Source organism: Halomicrobium mukohataei DSM 12286, assembly GCF_000023965.1.
In the GTDB taxonomy this organism is placed as follows: domain Archaea; phylum Halobacteriota; class Halobacteria; order Halobacteriales; family Haloarculaceae; genus Halomicrobium; species Halomicrobium mukohataei.
In genome coordinates this window covers 1219189-1234376 of record NC_013202.1, presented here as the reverse complement: position 1 = coordinate 1234376, position 15188 = coordinate 1219189, and the positions used below count along the sequence as shown (strand labels likewise).

Annotated in this window: 14 protein-coding genes; 5 read left to right on the top strand and 9 right to left on the bottom strand. The window is 67.1% G+C overall.

Going from position 1 to position 15188, the window contains the following annotated elements:
* Window positions 1-23 precede the first annotated feature (23 nt).
* From HMUK_RS06195 to HMUK_RS06170, 6 genes are all read right to left on the bottom strand, one after another.
* Window positions 24-416, bottom strand: coding sequence for an SHOCT domain-containing protein (locus HMUK_RS06195; protein WP_015762270.1), 393 nt, complete (start codon window positions 414-416; stop codon window positions 24-26).
* Window positions 417-455: 39 nt separating this feature from the next.
* Window positions 456-1766 carry a histidine--tRNA ligase gene (hisS, locus tag HMUK_RS06190; RefSeq protein WP_015762269.1) on the bottom strand — a complete coding sequence of 437 codons (1311 nt, stop codon included), beginning with the start codon at window positions 1764-1766 and terminating at the stop codon, window positions 456-458.
* 59 nt (window positions 1767-1825) lie between these two features.
* Complete coding sequence (locus HMUK_RS06185) at window positions 1826-2416, bottom strand: alpha hydrolase (RefSeq protein ID WP_015762268.1); 591 nt, start codon at window positions 2414-2416, stop codon at window positions 1826-1828.
* A complete protein-coding gene (locus tag HMUK_RS06180) occupies window positions 2417-2767 on the bottom strand; it encodes a DNA-binding protein (protein ID WP_015762267.1) in 351 nt (116 codons plus the stop codon).
* 712 nt (window positions 2768-3479) lie between these two features.
* Entirely contained in the window at window positions 3480-3941 is a 462-nt protein-coding gene (locus tag HMUK_RS06175; RefSeq protein WP_015762266.1) for a 30S ribosomal protein S19e, read from the bottom strand.
* A gap of 139 nt (window positions 3942-4080) precedes the next feature.
* The gene (locus HMUK_RS06170) at window positions 4081-5109 is read right to left on the bottom strand and encodes a lysylphosphatidylglycerol synthase transmembrane domain-containing protein (RefSeq protein WP_015762265.1); all 1029 of its coding nucleotides are present in this window, start codon (window positions 5107-5109) and stop codon (window positions 4081-4083) included.
* Between the two features lie 96 nt (window positions 5110-5205).
* On the opposite strand from HMUK_RS06170, the gene thiL reads away from it, so the two are divergent.
* Window positions 5206-6072: a thiamine-phosphate kinase gene (gene thiL / locus HMUK_RS06165; protein ID WP_015762264.1), complete on the top strand. Its 867-nt coding sequence runs from the start codon at window positions 5206-5208 to the stop codon at window positions 6070-6072.
* Window positions 6073-6182: 110 nt separating this feature from the next.
* Here thiL and HMUK_RS06160 read toward each other — a convergent pair whose 3' ends face one another.
* Both HMUK_RS06160 and HMUK_RS06155 read right to left on the bottom strand, forming a co-directional pair.
* Window positions 6183-7328, bottom strand: coding sequence for a site-2 protease family protein (locus HMUK_RS06160; protein ID WP_015762263.1), 1146 nt, complete (start codon window positions 7326-7328; stop codon window positions 6183-6185).
* 115 nt (window positions 7329-7443) lie between these two features.
* Window positions 7444-7689, bottom strand: a complete 246-nt coding sequence (locus HMUK_RS06155) for a DUF7123 family protein (protein WP_015762262.1) — start codon at window positions 7687-7689, stop codon at window positions 7444-7446.
* Window positions 7690-8169: 480 nt separating this feature from the next.
* On the opposite strand from HMUK_RS06155, the gene pyrH reads away from it, so the two are divergent.
* The 4 genes from pyrH to argS all read left to right on the top strand — a co-directional run bounded on the left by pyrH (window position 8170) and on the right by argS (window position 14353).
* Complete coding sequence (gene pyrH, locus HMUK_RS06150; protein WP_015762261.1) at window positions 8170-8889, top strand: UMP kinase; 720 nt, start codon at window positions 8170-8172, stop codon at window positions 8887-8889.
* Entirely contained in the window at window positions 8886-10688 is a 1803-nt protein-coding gene (gene lysS / locus HMUK_RS06145; protein WP_015762260.1) for a lysine--tRNA ligase, read from the top strand. Before pyrH ends, lysS begins: the two co-directional genes overlap by 4 nt.
* 40 nt (window positions 10689-10728) lie before the next feature.
* A complete protein-coding gene (locus HMUK_RS06140; protein WP_015762259.1) occupies window positions 10729-12492 on the top strand; it encodes a site-2 protease family protein in 1764 nt (587 codons plus the stop codon).
* Window positions 12493-12577: 85 nt separating this feature from the next.
* On the top strand, window positions 12578-14353 hold the full coding sequence (gene argS / locus HMUK_RS06135) for an arginine--tRNA ligase (protein WP_015762258.1): 1776 nt from the start codon (window positions 12578-12580) through the stop codon (window positions 14351-14353).
* A gap of 18 nt (window positions 14354-14371) precedes the next feature.
* On the opposite strand, the gene HMUK_RS06130 is transcribed toward argS, so the two are convergent.
* Window positions 14372-15181 carry a MinD/ParA family ATP-binding protein gene (locus tag HMUK_RS06130; RefSeq protein ID WP_049940757.1) on the bottom strand — a complete coding sequence of 270 codons (810 nt, stop codon included), beginning with the start codon at window positions 15179-15181 and terminating at the stop codon, window positions 14372-14374.
* Between the last annotated feature and the right edge of the window lie 7 nt (window positions 15182-15188).

Sequence of the window (15188 nt, the reverse complement as noted above, 5' to 3'; positions counted from 1 at the left end):
GATGCACTCGGCCCCGAGAGGGGTTAGCGCTCCTCGTCGAGGAGGAGTTCCCGCTCGGGGTCGACTGATTGGCCGGCCGACAGCGATTCCGTCTCCAGCAAGTGATCGAGGCGCGACTCGAACTCCTCTTTCGAGAGTTCGCCGCGAGCGTACCGCTCGCGAAGCAGTTCGACGGGATCGTCCTCGACGGCGGGTCCCGACACCGTGTCCGTCTCGTCGTCGGACTCGGCGACCAGCGGGAAATCCGATCCGAGGAGAGCGATCAGCGGGAGGAGGAGGAAGAACCCGAGAATAGACAGCGCGGCGATCATCGATCCGGGGGCTCCGAGGACGGCGACCAGCGAGGTCAGGCCAAACGTCAGGATGGCGACGACACCGGCGAATCGCCACTTTTCCATGGGGAACAGGGCACTCATACGCCGCAGTACGACCACCGATCACAAAAATGGCAGCGATTACGCGAAGTCGCCGTAGGTCGGGCGCTCGTGATCGCCGGGGAATGCGTCGACGGGCGCGGTCGTCTGCTCGCCGCTGGCCATGTCCTTGACCGTGACCTCGTCGTTTTCGAGGTCGTTCTCGCCGACGATGACGACCGTCTCGGCGTTGATCGAGTCCGCGTAGCCCATCTGCGCCCCGAAGCTCCGGTCGGACACGTCGGCCTCGACGACGTGGCCCGACTCGCGGAGTTCCCGCGCGATGCGGGCCGCGACGGGGCGAGTGTCACCGACCTGCAGGACGTAGTAGTCCGTCGACACCGCCTCCTCGGGCCAGACGCCCGCTCGCTGGAGCAAGAGGGGGAGCGTCGAGTTCATGACGCCCGGCGCGAAGCCCACCGCTGGCGTCGGCTCGCCGCCGAAGCCCTCGATCAGGTCGTCGTACCGACCGCCACCGAAGACCGCCCGGGAGACCTCGCCGGTCGAGTCGAAACACTCGAAGACGACGCCGGTGTAGTAGTCGAACCCGCGGGCGGTGGTCAGCGAGATCGTGCAGTACTCCCGGACGCCGAAGTCCTCCGCGGCCGCGAGGACGGCTTCGAGGTTCGCGACGGCGTCTGCGACCTGCTCGGAGCCGCTCATCTCCGCGAGCGCGTCCAGATCGTCGTCGCCGGCCCGGAGCCACTCGTCGAACTGCTCGGCCTGGTCGAGGGAGAGGCCCGCATCGGTGAGCCCCTCGACGTACTCGTCGCGGTCGATCTTCGCCCGCTTGTCGACGACGCGAATCGCGTCCTGGGTGTCCACGTCGGCCTCGAAGGATTCGAGCAGTCCCGTGAGGATGTCACGGTGTGAGACCCGGAAGTCGAAGTCGTCGGCGCTGAGGCCCAGTCCCGTCAGCATGTCGGTCGCGACCGCCAGGATCTCGGCGTCGGCCGTCGGCTCGCTCGACCCGAAGATGTCGATGTTCGTCTGGTGGAACTCGCGGAATCGGCCCTGCTGGACCTGCTCGTAGCGCCAGAACGGGCGCGTGGAGACCCACTTGATCGGCTTCGAGAGCTCCTGTTGCTTGGCGACGACCATCCGGGCCACCGTGGGAGTCAGCTCCGGCGTCAGCGCAACGTCGCGCCCGCCCTTGTCCTCGAAGTGGTACAGCTCTTCGACGATCTCCTCGCCGCTCTTGTCGACGTACATCTCCGTGGCTTCCAGTGCCGGCGTCGTGATCTCACGGAAACCGTACTGGCGGGCCGTCGTCTCGATCTCGTCGATGACCTGGCGGTAAGCGGCCATCTCGGCGGGGTAGACATCTCGAAACCCCTTCAGCGAGTCGTACATGTCACCGGCTACAGCCAGCGCCCGCTTGAAACTGTCCTTCCCCGGCTAGCCTGCGAGACCTATCGCCGCCCGACGACGCGAGACTGCGTGTGCTCGGGGAACACGTCCGCGACGGTCTCCGCGCCGTGTTCCTCGCGCATCAGCGCTCGCAGCTCTGTCTCGTAGTCGGCCTTGGGAATCGCCTCGCTCGGCCCGGTCTCGACCCGGAGGTGCTGCTCGACGAGCGCGTCGATGGCATCGCGGCCGAACCCGGAAAGGGGAGCCAGATAGTCGACGCCGAAGCGGTCCTCGACGCTCTGGGCGACCGACCGATCGATCGTCGGCACGCGGTCGTCCCGTCGAGTCCCGTCGGCGATGGCCGGGAAACCGGCGTCGGCGATCGTCTCGACGGCGTGCTCGTGGACCCGCTGGATGCCCGTGCGCGGGTAGCCGTCGGTCACCATCCGCTCGACAGCCGCCTCGGCGATCGTCGGATCGAGATCGATCGTCTCGAAACCGAGTCCGACGGCCTCGGCTGCGCGCCGGCCGGGGGCGACCACGTCGGCGATCCCGAACGTCGCCGTGACGAGGGTGACCTCGTAAAACGGTTCCAGAACGAGTGCTGCCAGCGTCGAGTCCTTCCCGCCGCTGTACAGGACCCCACAGCGCATCTATCTGCGCTGGATGTCGAAGCTCTTCGAGTCGGGGGTCAGCTCTTTGAGCAACTGCTTCATCTTCTCGTCGTCGATCTTGCCCTGAATCCGGCCGCTCTGGGCCAGCGAGACGACCTGCTGCTCGATCTGCTCGCCGCGCTGTGGCTTGGACATCTTCAGGGTGTTGAGCCGCTTGCGGGCCTCGTCGGTGAGGTTCTGTCGCAGGACCGCCTTCTTCTGGGCCTCCCGCTGTTGCTTGGCCTCCTCGCGAGCCTCGGCGTCGCCCTCACCGCCCTGCTGTTCTTTCAGCTGCTCCATCTTCTTTTCGCGCAGTTCCTTGAGTCGTTCCTCGTCTGGTTCACCGCTCATACTGTCTCTACCACCACTACTGGCTTCGCGCCAAAATTTCTTTCCACCGAAGCCCTCGGCAGGTCGCTGGCGCGACTGCCTCGCCCTCAGTATTCCACCGGGAGAGCGAGCTCTCCCGAGCCCTCGTTCGCGGCTCCGCCGCTCACGAGGACACCAGGACCGCTGCGGGAGCGCCAACGACGCTGGCGCACCCTCTGATACGGATTATTGTAGCGATTTACCGGTGATTGTCTACTCCGTGGCGACGATCACCGGTAAGCAACTACAATAAACCGTATGAGTCGCCTGTCGGCGCTCTGTAGCGGCGCGCCCGAGTGCGCGCCGCCGACCGCACCGCCACCGCAGTCCCCGTGACTCGCGGGTCACTGCGTTCCCCGCTCGTCTTGCTGAGATTCCTATGGAATCTCACTTCCTCCCCGTGCGCTCGCGACGAGACGCGAGCGTCGGCATCCTGGCGGCTGACCGATCGGACACTCCGCGGGCTGTAACACACAGGTCGTAGAAACGTTCACAGTACAGTTATTCCGGCAGACATCGGCAGAATCATCTATTCACGGATTGTGCGTATTGACTACGAGCATTCGCGCGAACGAGCGGTTCGAAGAACCCGGCAGTTCGCGCGATTCACTGGAATCGCACGGCGATTCCGGCTTTTTCATCGACGTTTTTGCAAGCGGGGTGCGCTTCGCGCACCCCCGCTGGAAAAAGGTCGTTAGGCGTAGCGTTCGAGTTCCGGTCGGTCGAGGTCTTCGAGGACCTCACCGGCGAGTTCGTCGAGGAACGCGCGGCCGTCGGCGGAGACGCGGCGGCCCTCGCCACCGGCGGCTTCGACGTAGCCGACCTCTTCGAGCTGCTGGAGGATCGTACGGATGATGTTGCCGGAGGCGTCGGCCTTCTGGTGGGGACGGACCTGATAGCGGTTGGTTCCCTTCTTCGAGGTGCCGTAGGCGGTTCGGAGCGTCCCGACGCCGACGGGGCCGTCGGTGGCGACCTTCCGGAGGACGCTTGCGGCGCGGCGCTGCCAGAAGTCGTCCTGTTCGGGCGGCAGTTCGCGATCCTTACCGGTCTTGGTGAACTCGGCCCAGTCGGGCGCGTCGATGGCGTCCTCCTCGGCGAGCTCGACCGCGGCGGCCTCGATGAGCTCGTCCGCGGGCACGTCGTAGAGCGTCGTCATTGCACTCTGGTACCCGTCGGCGTCATTTAAGGCCATCGTTTACTACCGACCGCGGCCCGTGCGAGATGTCGCCACACGCCGTCTGGCGACGCTCTCCGAGAAATTACACGCAATGGCACACGGGAGAGACGGCCGTCGACTATCCGTCGCCAGCGGCCCGGTCGGCACCGAGGAAACTGGCGACGCCGCCGCCGACGAGGATGGGCAGCCAGTAGGTCGCGCCCCGGTAGAGGAGCGCGGCGGACAGCGCGACCGCAGAGGGAACCCCGGTCGTCGCGACCAGCAGCGTCGCCAGCACCGACTCGATAGCGCCCGAACCGCCGGGCAGCGGGGCGATACCGGCGACCATCGCGACCGGAATCGCCAGCATCACCGAGGAGAACTCGACCGGCTCGCCGAGCGCGTACAGCGACAGCCACAGCGCGACGCCGAGCGCGAGCCATCCCGCCGCGGAAAAGCCGGTCGCGACGAGGAGCGCTCGTCGGTCCCCAGCGATGCGGTCGATCGAGGTAAAGAAGCCCTCGATGCGGTGTTCGAGCGCCGCTGGTGACGGGGGCGTCCAGCGAGGGACGACGCGGCCGACCGTGCGGGCGACGGAGGTGAGAGACCGGACGACGGCCGCTTCGAGTTCGTACCGGTAGCGCCACCCCAGATAGGCAGCAGTCGGCAGCCCGACGGCGAGCGTCGCGATCGCGCCAGCGGCGAACAGCAGATTGCGCCCAAGCTGTACCGCGCCGGCAGCGACGAAGGTGAACGCGCCGACGGCGAAGCCGATCGAGGGCACGAAGTGAAGCGTGTCGACGCTGGCGATGGCAGCGAGCCCGGTCTCGTACTCGGTGTCGGCGGCCTCGGAGATGAGAAGCGCACTGACCGGCTCGCCGCCGGCCTGCCCGAAGGGCGTGACGTTGTTCGAGAACACCGCCGCCGAGAAGACGAGAATCGCGGTGTGAGACGCCACCGGCGCGCCAAGCGAGTCGAGGACGGTCTTGAGCGCCATCCCCCAGAGACAGAGCCAGAGGACGGCGACGGCGACCACGGCGGCAAGCACCGACCGGTCGGCTCGCGAGAGCGCGGCGAGGATGTCGCCAGCGCCGACGAACCAGACGAGCGCGCCGAGGACGACGAGCGTGCCGGCGAACCCGACGATCGTCGGGAGGCGATCGGCCATACCGAGGCGAGAAGCGGCTCGCGTTTCAAATCACCGATACCGGTGGCCGAAGGCGGGACCGCGACGGTTTTTGTGGCTGGCCGGCCAGACACAGCCATGGACGAACGCGCGGCACTCGCGATGATCGGCACACGGTTGCCGGGGGCGGGCGACGACTGTGCCGTCGTCGACGGCCAGGTGCTGACGACCGACATGCTCCACGAGACGACGGACTTTCCCGACGGGACGACCCGCTACACCGCCGGCTGGCGCGCCGTCGGTGCCTCGCTGTCGGACGTAGCGGCGATGGGTGCCGACGCGACCGCGGCCGTGGCGGTGTACGGCGCGCCGACGTTCGAGGCCGACGCGCTGACCGCGTTCGTCGAGGGTGCCAGCGAGGTGTGTGAGGCGGTCGGAGCCGAGTACGTCGGGGGCGACCTCGACGGCCACGACGAGTTCACGGTCGCGACGACCGGGCTCGGCCGGACGGACGAGCCGGTGTTGCGCTCCGGGGCGACCGTCGGCGACGTGGTCTGTGTCACCGGCACGCTCGGCCGGAGTGGCGCTGGGCTCCGGCTGTTCGAGCGCGGCGACGACGAGCGGGCCAACGAGCTGTTTCGCTTCGAGCCACGTGTCGAGGCCGGAACGGCGTTGTCCGGTATCGCGACGGCCATGATGGACTCCAGCGACGGGCTGGCCCGATCGCTCCACCAGCTCGCCGGGGCGTCGGACTGCGGGATGGCCGTCGAGACCCCGTTGCCGATCGACGACAGCGTCGACGACGTGGCCGACGGGAGCGACGAACGCCTCGAACTGGGAGCGTTCTTCGGCGAGGACTTCGAACTCGTTTGTACGGTGCCCGAAGACGAGGTCGAACGGGCTCGGACCGCGACGCCCTGTCCGCTCACGCCGATCGGCACCGTCACCGAAGCCGGAGTGACCCTCGACGGCGAGTCGCTCCCCGACCGGGGGTACAGCCACTGATACGGACGGTTGTCGGAATGTACCGGTGAGCGTCGCCACGGGGTAGACGCTCACCGGTAAGCAACGACAACTTTCCGTGTGAGACGATTTATCGTAGCGGCTCCGGGCGGTCACGTCACCAGTTCGAACGGCACCGGGGTGAAACAGAGGACCCCCAGGACGAACGTGAAGACGCCGAGCAGCGTCCGCTTGGAGTCGAGCGGCGAGTCCCGGATGGGGGTCGCCGGGCCGGCGTAGGCGAGTCCCGTCGCCAGCAGCCCCCACATGACCCAGATGCCGACGGCGTTAGTCACGTCCTGCAGGAAGTAGAGGTAGCCAGCCAACCCGAACAGCGCCGCGGGAACGGCAGCGGCGATCGTCTCCTGGCGCTCGCCGTACAGCGCCCGGACGATGTGGCCGCCGTCGAGTTGCCCGACCGGCAGGAGGTTCAGGAACGTGATGAACATCCCGACCCACCCACCGAAGACGACCGGGTGGATCGTCCCGGAGCGAAGCGTCTCCAGTGTACCGGTGGCGGCGGCGATCAGCTCCAGCAGGAGCGGGTTGTGAAAGCGGACGACCGGCGCGTCGGAGCCGGCGGCGATCGCATCCTGCGTAACGACGGGATCGAGCTGGAGCCCGATCGCCGAGACGACGACCGTCGCGACGAGGCCCGCCAGCGGTCCGGACGCTCCGATGTCGAACAGCGCCTTGCGATCGGGGATCCGTCCTTTCATGCGGATGACCGCACCCATCGTCCCGATCAGCGTCGGGAACGGGATGAAGTAGGGGAGGCTCGCGTCGACGCCGTGGTACCGGCTCGCGACGTAGTGTCCCAGCTCGTGGACCGCGAGGACGCCGAGGACGGCCGCCACGAACGGCCAGGCGCGGAAGACCCCGAGCGGGTTCGCGCCGAGGTCGACGTGGTACCACTGGACGGCACCGACCAGCAGCGTCGACGCGGTGGTCAACAGCGCCAGGAGGATGTTCGTCCAGGGGATCCCGTCGATCCCGACGGAGTGGGGACGGGCCACGAGGACCCAGCCGTGGGTCGGCATCGGCGTGTCGGCGTCGGTGTCGTACTCTCGCTCCAGCGAGATCTCGTAGCCCGACTCGCGAAACCGGTCCCAGAGCCGTCGCTCGACGGCGTCTGGCTGGACGCGGGGCCGTCCGACGTAGAGGAGCCGATCCCCGTCGCGGCGGACCTGGTAGACCTGAAAGACGGACGCGAGGTCCTCGACCGACGGTGCGGTCGTCGGCGAGTCGGTCCGATTCATCACGCGCTACTAGCCGTCGCGCGAGCATAAAACCCCGGACGGGGACCACGCCGTCGGGAACGAGCAGAAGAACGCACTCGGAGCGTCCTGCGAGTTGCGGGAACCGAGAGACCGACTAGGCGGGCTCGACTCGCCACGTCGTCGCGCTCGTGTACGACCACTTCTCGACCTCGATCTCGGACGCCGACTCCTTCAGCTTGACCATGAGCGCGCCGATCTCTTTGGGCGAGAGACCGACTTCGTCTGCGATGAACTTGCTCTTGAAGTAGAGTTCACCGTTGTTGGCCTTCTCTTTGAGGAAGGCAGCCAGACGCTCTTCCTTGCTCGGCTCGTCCGTGGAGGGCTGCACAGTTGTGCTCATCTTTGTAACCTCACTCGGTTGTACCCCCCGTAGGAGTATATAAAGGCGGGAAGCTTCGGGACGATTCGACCACTTTCAGCGTGAAGCGCCGAAAAACAGACCTTTTACGAGCGCCCCAGATCCTTCGAGACATTTTACGGACGGTTCTGAGCGCGTTTCGCCCAATATAATATCCAAGACATAGAAAATGAAACAATATGCGTTCAGCCAGTCGTTCCCGCTCAAAAATAAGAGCTTCTTGCCGCATTTCGGGAGCGTGTCTGACACGCGTCTGACCGCTGGCTGGAACTTCGTGATACTGCCGGCCGTAACTGTTTCAAGATATTCGCGACTACGGGGTCGCGAAATTCTGTACAGACGTACAGCCGGCAGTATGAAGAGGTTCGCCCTACTGGAGTAGCGAAATCGTTCACAGATGGACGCCGACGGTGTCAGGCGTCTTGACAACCCTTAAGCCTGCATCGGGGTTACGCAGGCACAATGAAAGTAGTTGTCTCCGTCGGCGGGAGCGTCCTCGCCCCCAATCTGGAACCGGATCGGATCGGCGAGTACGCTCGCGTCATCGAGACACTCGACGAAGCGGGACACGAGATCGGGATCGTCGTCGGTGGCGGCCCCACGGCGCGGGAGTACATCACGACGGCACGGGACCTCGGGGCCAACGAGATCGAGCTCGACCAGCTCGGGATCGCCGTCACGCGGCTCAACAGCCGGCTCCTGATCGCCGCGCTGGGCGAGGCGGCCGCGCCGGCACCGGTCGAGAGCTACGACGAGGGACGGGCGGCTCTCAGACGGGGCGACGTTCCCGTCATGGGTGGGACCGTCGCCGGCCAGACCACCGACGCCGTCAGCGCCGCACTCGCGGAACACGTCGGCGCGGATCTGCTCGTGTACGCGACCAGCGTTCCGGGCGTGTTCAGTGCCGACCCCAACGAGGACGACGACGCCGAGCGCTACGAGGAGATCGCTGCCGGCGAACTCGTCGACCTGATCGCCGGCATCGAGATGAACGCCGGGAGCAACGCGCCGGTCGACCTGCTGGCGGCGAAGATCATCGAGCGGGCCGGGCTCCGGTCGATCGTCCTCGACGGCACCGACCCGACGGCGGTTCGACGCGCCGTCGAGACGGGCGAACACGACGGCACCGACGTAGTGCCCGAGAATCTCGGTGCCGCTCCGACGGCGTGGGATCGAGCATGAGCGAGAGCGATCCGGGGGACGACAGCACACAGCAGACGACACCCAGAGACCCCTACGCGCTGGGCGATCACGACGGCGAAGGGGGCCCCGACGACCGGGCGGTGTTCTGGGCGGACGCCGTCGCCGACGAGATCGAGGCCCGAGAGCCCTCCGAGCCAGTCGTCATCAAGGGCGCGATCTCGCCCTCCGGCGTGCCCCACCTGGGCAACGTCAACGAGATCATGCGGGGCTACTTCGTCGCCGAATCCCTGCGAGAGCGCGGGTACGAGGTCCAGCAGGTGTTCACCACCGACGACCGGGACCCGCTCCGGAAGCTCCCCCGTAAGCTCGCGGACCTCGACGGCAACATCGTCGATCTCGGCGCGGTCAACGCCGGTGCGCTCGGACAGAACCTCGGGCGTCCCTACACGGACGTACCGGACCCCTTCGGCTGCTGTGACTCCTACGGGGAGCACTTCTCGAACCTGATCGCCGACTGTGCGGAGCTGCTCGGCGTCGACATCGAGATCGTCTCGACGACGGAGCTCTACGAAGACGGTTCCTTCGAGGAACTGACCCGCCACGTCCTCGACAATCAGGACCGGGCGCGGGACGTGCTCGGCGAGTACCAGGACAAGGTCGACGCGGACTACGTGCCGTTCAATCCGATCTGTGGCGAGTGTGGCAAGGTCACCGAGACCGTCACGGCCGTCGATACGGACGCCGGCACCGTCGAGTACCGCTGTACGGACATGGAGGCGGGCGATCAGGTCATCGATGGGTGTGGGCACGAGGGGACCGCGACGCTACGCGAGGGGAAACTGCCCTGGCGCTTCGAGTGGCCGGCGGGCTGGGACGTGCTGGGCGTCGACTTCGAGCCGTTCGGGAAGGACCACGCCGAGGGGTCCTGGCCCTCCGGCGTCGACATCGCGGAGAACGTCTTCGAGATCGATCCCCCCGTCCCGATGGTCTACGAGTGGTTCACGCTCGACGGCGAGCCGTTCTCCTCCTCCGAGGGCCACGTGGTGATGGTCCACGACGTACTGGAGCTGCTGGAGCCGGCGGTCGTCCGCTACTTCTTCTCGAAAGATCCCAGCAAGGCACGGGACTTCAGCATCGAGCGCCTCGACCAGCTGGTCGACGACTTCGACCGAACCGAACGGCTCTACTTCGGGGAAGAGAGCGGGACCGAGCGCGAGGAAGCGCTCGGCGAGCGGGCCTATCCCCCGTCGGTCAGGCCGACGGTCGCCGACCGCTTCGACGACGAGTTCGGCGAGGGATCGTGGCGGTCGGTCGCAAACGACCGGACGGCCCGCGAGACCGTCGACGAACTCCTCGAAGACACGTACGCCGATCGGGTCCGCATCCCCTACACCTTCGCCGCGGTGCTCGGGATGTTCGACGATCCCGAATTGCGAACGGACGTGGCCCGCAAGGAGGGCCATCTCGCCGACGACACCCCCGAGTGGGCCGTCGAGACGGCGATGGAGCGGGTCGATCTGGCCAGCGAGTGGGCCCGCCGGACGGACAACGAGTTCAACTACGAACTCGAACGCGCCACACTGCCCGAGGCCGACTTCGACGAGGCCACCGAGGCCGCACTGGACGAGCTGGCAGACTTCGTCGCCGAGGGCCACGACGGCGAGACGATCCAGGGCGAGATCTACGAGACCGCAAAGCGCCACGACGTGCCTATCGGCGACTTCTTCAGCGCCGGCTACCGGCTCCTCTTCGACGAAACTGAGGGGCCACAGCTCGGTCCCTTCGTCGCGAAGCTCGATCGGGAGTTCGTCGTCGAGCGGTTCCGTCGGAATCGGTAGACCAAACGCTCTTTGCCGGGTGGTTCCTGTATCCGCTCGAATGGTCAGTACGTTCACGTGGGTCCTCGTCGGAGTGGTCGCCTACTCTATTCTCGGGATGCTCCTGCGAACCTGGGGGGTGCTCCCGGAGTACGTCCACCTCTCGGGCCCGATCACGACCCTCCACACGAAGCGTGGCCGGCAGTTCGTCGACTGGCTCGCGACGCCGAAACGGGCGTGGCGAGCGTGGGGCAACGTCGGCGTCGGCGTCGGACTGGTCGTCATGGTCGGTTCGTTCTTCTACGTCGTGTTGGCCGCCGTCCTCGCAGTGCGAGACCCCGCACCGAGTGCCGTCACCGAACCGCGAAACGTCCTCGTCATTCCGGGCGTCAACGACTTCCTCCCGCTGTCGGTGGCCGGCGAGATCGTCGCCGGTCTCGTGGTGGCGCTGGTCGTCCACGAGGGCGGGCACGCGCTGCTGTGTCGGGTCGGCGACATCGAGATCGAGTCGATGGGGCTGGCGCTCCTCACGATCGTGCCGCTGGGCGCGTTCGTCGAACCGAACGAAGAGGGCGTCAGCCTCTCGGACCGAGGCAAGCAGATACGGATGTACGTCGCGGGCGTGACGAACAACTTCGCGGTGAGCCTGCTCTGTCTGGCGCTCCTGTTCGGGCCGGTGATCGCCGGCTTCGGCGTCGTCGACGGCGTCCACGTCGGCGGGACGCTCCCCGGCGTGCCGGCGGACCAGGCCGGCATCGAGAGCGGGTCTGTCATCACCGGAATCGACGGTCAGTCGGTCGCAAACGCCACGGAGATGCAACAGCGCCTCGACGAGGCCGGTGGCACGGTCGAGGTCACGCTCCAGAACGGAACGGTCACGACCGTCGACCGCGCGGTGGTCGTCGTCGGAGCGGTGTCCGGCGCACCGGTCCGGACCAACCGCACCATCGTCGCGGTCAACGGGACCGCGGTGAACACGACGACCGCGTTCAACGACGCCGTCGAAGACAAACCGATCGCACGGCTCACGCTGGACAACGGTGAAACCGTCGAGACGGCGATCGGCGGCTACACCGTCGTCGCCGAAGACGGCCCGCTCGAAGCCGAGGGCGCACCCGCAGGCGAGTCGTTCGTCGTGACGGCCGTCGACGGCCAGCGGACCGCGACGGCAGCCGATCTGGTGAGTGCTATCGGCGAGCGCGAACCCGGCGAGACGATCCGGCTCGCGGGCTACGTCGACGGTCAGCGTGAGACCTACGAGATCACGCTCGCGGAAGCGAGCCAGAGCGATCCGGGGATCGGCGTCGACTACGTCGCACGCGGGACCAGCGGGATCTCGGTGGGCGACTTCGGCATCGAGACGTACCCGGCCGAGCGGTTCCTCGCGATGCTGGGCGGTGACGTGCCCGGCCAGCAGCCCTTCGAGTCGACCCCGTTCCTCCAGCGGATCGGACTGGCGCTGGCGCTGCCCTTCGCGTCGATCGTCGAGGGACTCAGCTACAACTTCCCCGGCTTCACCGGGATCGCCGCGAACTTCTACACGGTCTCGGGGCCGCTGAGCGCACTGGGGACCGACGGGGCCTTCGTCGTCGCGAACCTCCTGTTCTGGACCGGGTGGCTCAACCTCGTCGTCGGCCAGTTCAACCTCGTCCCGACCTACCCCCTCGACGGCGGCCACATCCTGCGCGTGTGTTCGGAGTCGATCGCCGCTCGCCTCCCGATCGAGCGTCGTGAAGGGCTCGTGAAAGCGATCACCTACGGCGTCTCGCTGACGATGATCGGGAGTTTCGTCTTCATCATCGCGGTCCCGCAGCTGCTCGGGTAGCCCGCCCGTCGGCGGGTCGAGTTCGCTCGGCCCGGCGATCGGGACACTTCGTCAATGCTAAACGGACCGCTGGGAAAGGCCCGGTATGTTCCGCCAGACCCGCTCGGAGGTCGAGACGGCGCTCGAAGCCGCGCTGGAGGCGCTCGATCTCCCCAGTGAGGACCTCGGTATCGAGGAACCGCCCGAAGACGTGGCGGCCGTGCTCGCGTCCAGCACGGCGTTTCGGCTCGCGGGCGAGGTCGGTGCGCCACCGCCGGCAGTCGCCGCCGACATCGCCGCAGCGATCGACCCCAGCGACCTGACGTACGTCGACAGCGTCGAACAGCGAGGCCCGTACGTCAACTTCCTGCCCAGCGACGCCTACTTCAGCGAGACGCTGGCGGCCGCACAGGCCGAGGACTACGGGCAGCTCCCGGATCGCGACACGAGCGTCGTGGTCGAGCACACGTCCGCGAACCCGACGGGGCCGGTCCACGTGGGCCGGGCCCGCAATCCGATCATCGGCGACGCGCTGGCTCGCGTGCTCGACTACGCCGGCTACGACGTGGACCGCCACTACTACGTCAACGACGCCGGCCGCCAGATGGCGGTGTTCACCTGGGCCTACGAGACCTTCGACGAGGACGACCTCCCGGAGCCCGAACGGGACTCGCCGGAGTACGAGATGGTCCGGTACTACCGGAAGGGCAACAGCTTCCTCGAAGAGGCCGACGCCGACCGCGTCGAGGACGCCGAAAGCGAGATCCAAGCGATCCTGCAGGGCCTCGAAGCGGGCGACGAAGACGCCTACGAACGGGTCGGCGAGGTCGTCGACACCGTGCTGGGGGGGATGAGCGAGACGCTCGGTCGGCTCCCGGCCGAGTTCGACGAGTTCGTCAAAGAGACGCGGTTCATGCGCAACGACGCGACCGAGGACCTCGTCGACCGGCTCAAAGCCCTCGACCAGGCGGTGTACGAGGAAGACGCCTGGCAGCTCGATCTGCCCGGCTTCGAGAAGAACCTCGTCTTCCTGCGCTCGGACGGGACCTCGCTGTACACCACGCGGGACCTTGCCCACCACGAGTGGAAGTTCGACACCTACGACCGGGCCGTGACGGTGCTCGGGGAAGACCACAAGCTCCAGGCCGACCAGCTCGACACCACGCTGGACCTGCTCGGCCACGACACCGACCAGCTCAGCCAGGTGTTCTACTCGTGGGTGAACCTCCCCGAGGGCGGCATGAGTACCCGCGAGGGAACCGGGATCGACCTCGACGACCTGCTGGACGAAGCGATCGACCGTGCGCGCGAGGAAGTCGAGAGCCGAATCGACACCCGCAGCCGCGACGACGACCTCGACGAGACGGACGTCGAGCGGATCGCCCACCAGGTCGGCATCGGCGCGGTCCGGTACGACATCGTCTCCAAACAGCCGACGAAGGGGATCACCTTCGAGTGGGACCGCGCGCTCGACTTCGAGGCGCAGTCGGCACCGTACGTCCAGTACGTCCACGCGCGGTGCTGTGGCATCCGCAGCGAGGCGGAACACGCTGTGGAGGAGGGCAAAGAGCGAGAGCCCGAATCGACGGCCGCAGATCTCGACGCGGCCCCGCTGGCGACCGACGCCGAACGGGACCTCCTGCGAGAGATCGCGCGGTTCCCCGCCGTGATCGAGCAGGCCGCCGACGAACACCGCCCCCACGTCGTCGCGACCTACACACGCACGCTCGCCGAGCAGTTCAACACTTTCTACCGAGAGTGTCCGGTACTGGACGCCGATCCGGACACCAAGCGGGCGCGCCTCGCGCTCGTCGATGCGGCCAGACACGCGATTGCGAACGCGTTAGACGCCATCGGCATCGCGGCTCCCCGTTCGATGTGAGCGCGAGCGGCCGGAAAATCAGCTGAACAGACCGAAGACGCCGCCGGATTCGTCTTCCTCTTCCTCGTCGTCGTCGGTCTCGTCGACGAACCACGTCTCTTCGAGAACGGTCTCGAGGTCGGCCGCCCGCTCGCCCCGGAAGAACATCGCCGCCATCGACTCGGACAGCTGGTCGAACGCGCTCGCAGCGCGACTGTCGGGCGCGTTGAGCACGAGGGGCTCGACGGCGGTGGCCTCCTGATCGTCGGGGATGACCGCCAGCAACTCGAAGCCGAGCCGTTCGGAGATCTCGGCGATGTCGGTGTGTCTGGTGACGCGGTTGACGACCACGCCGACCACGTCCCCGTCGATGCGGTCGGCCAGCTGGGCCGTCTTCACCGTGTCACCGACGGCCACGTCGTCCGGTGTCGTCACGAGCAGGATGCCGTCGGCCAGGCCGAGCGGAACGGCGACCTCGTGGCTCAGGCCCGCACCGGTGTCGATCAGGACCACGTCGTAGGCGTTGCGCAGCGTCTTGATCACCTTGCGCAGCTTCGCCGGATCGGCGTCCGCGAACGCCTCCAGGGACTGCTCGCCGGGGATGATCGTCAGTCCGCCCGGTGCGTCGGTCAGGGCGTCACTGACCGCCGCGTCCCCGGCGAGGATTTCGTGGAGAGAAGCGCGATGCTCGATGCCGAGCATCGATCCGAGGTTCGCCATCCCGAGGTCCGCGTCGACCACGACGACGTCGTGGCCCGCCTCCTGGAGGGCGGCTCCGACGTTGACCGCCGTCGTGGTCTTGCCGACCCCGCCTTTGCCACCCGCGATGGTACACACGTAGCCCGCCATAGTTAGA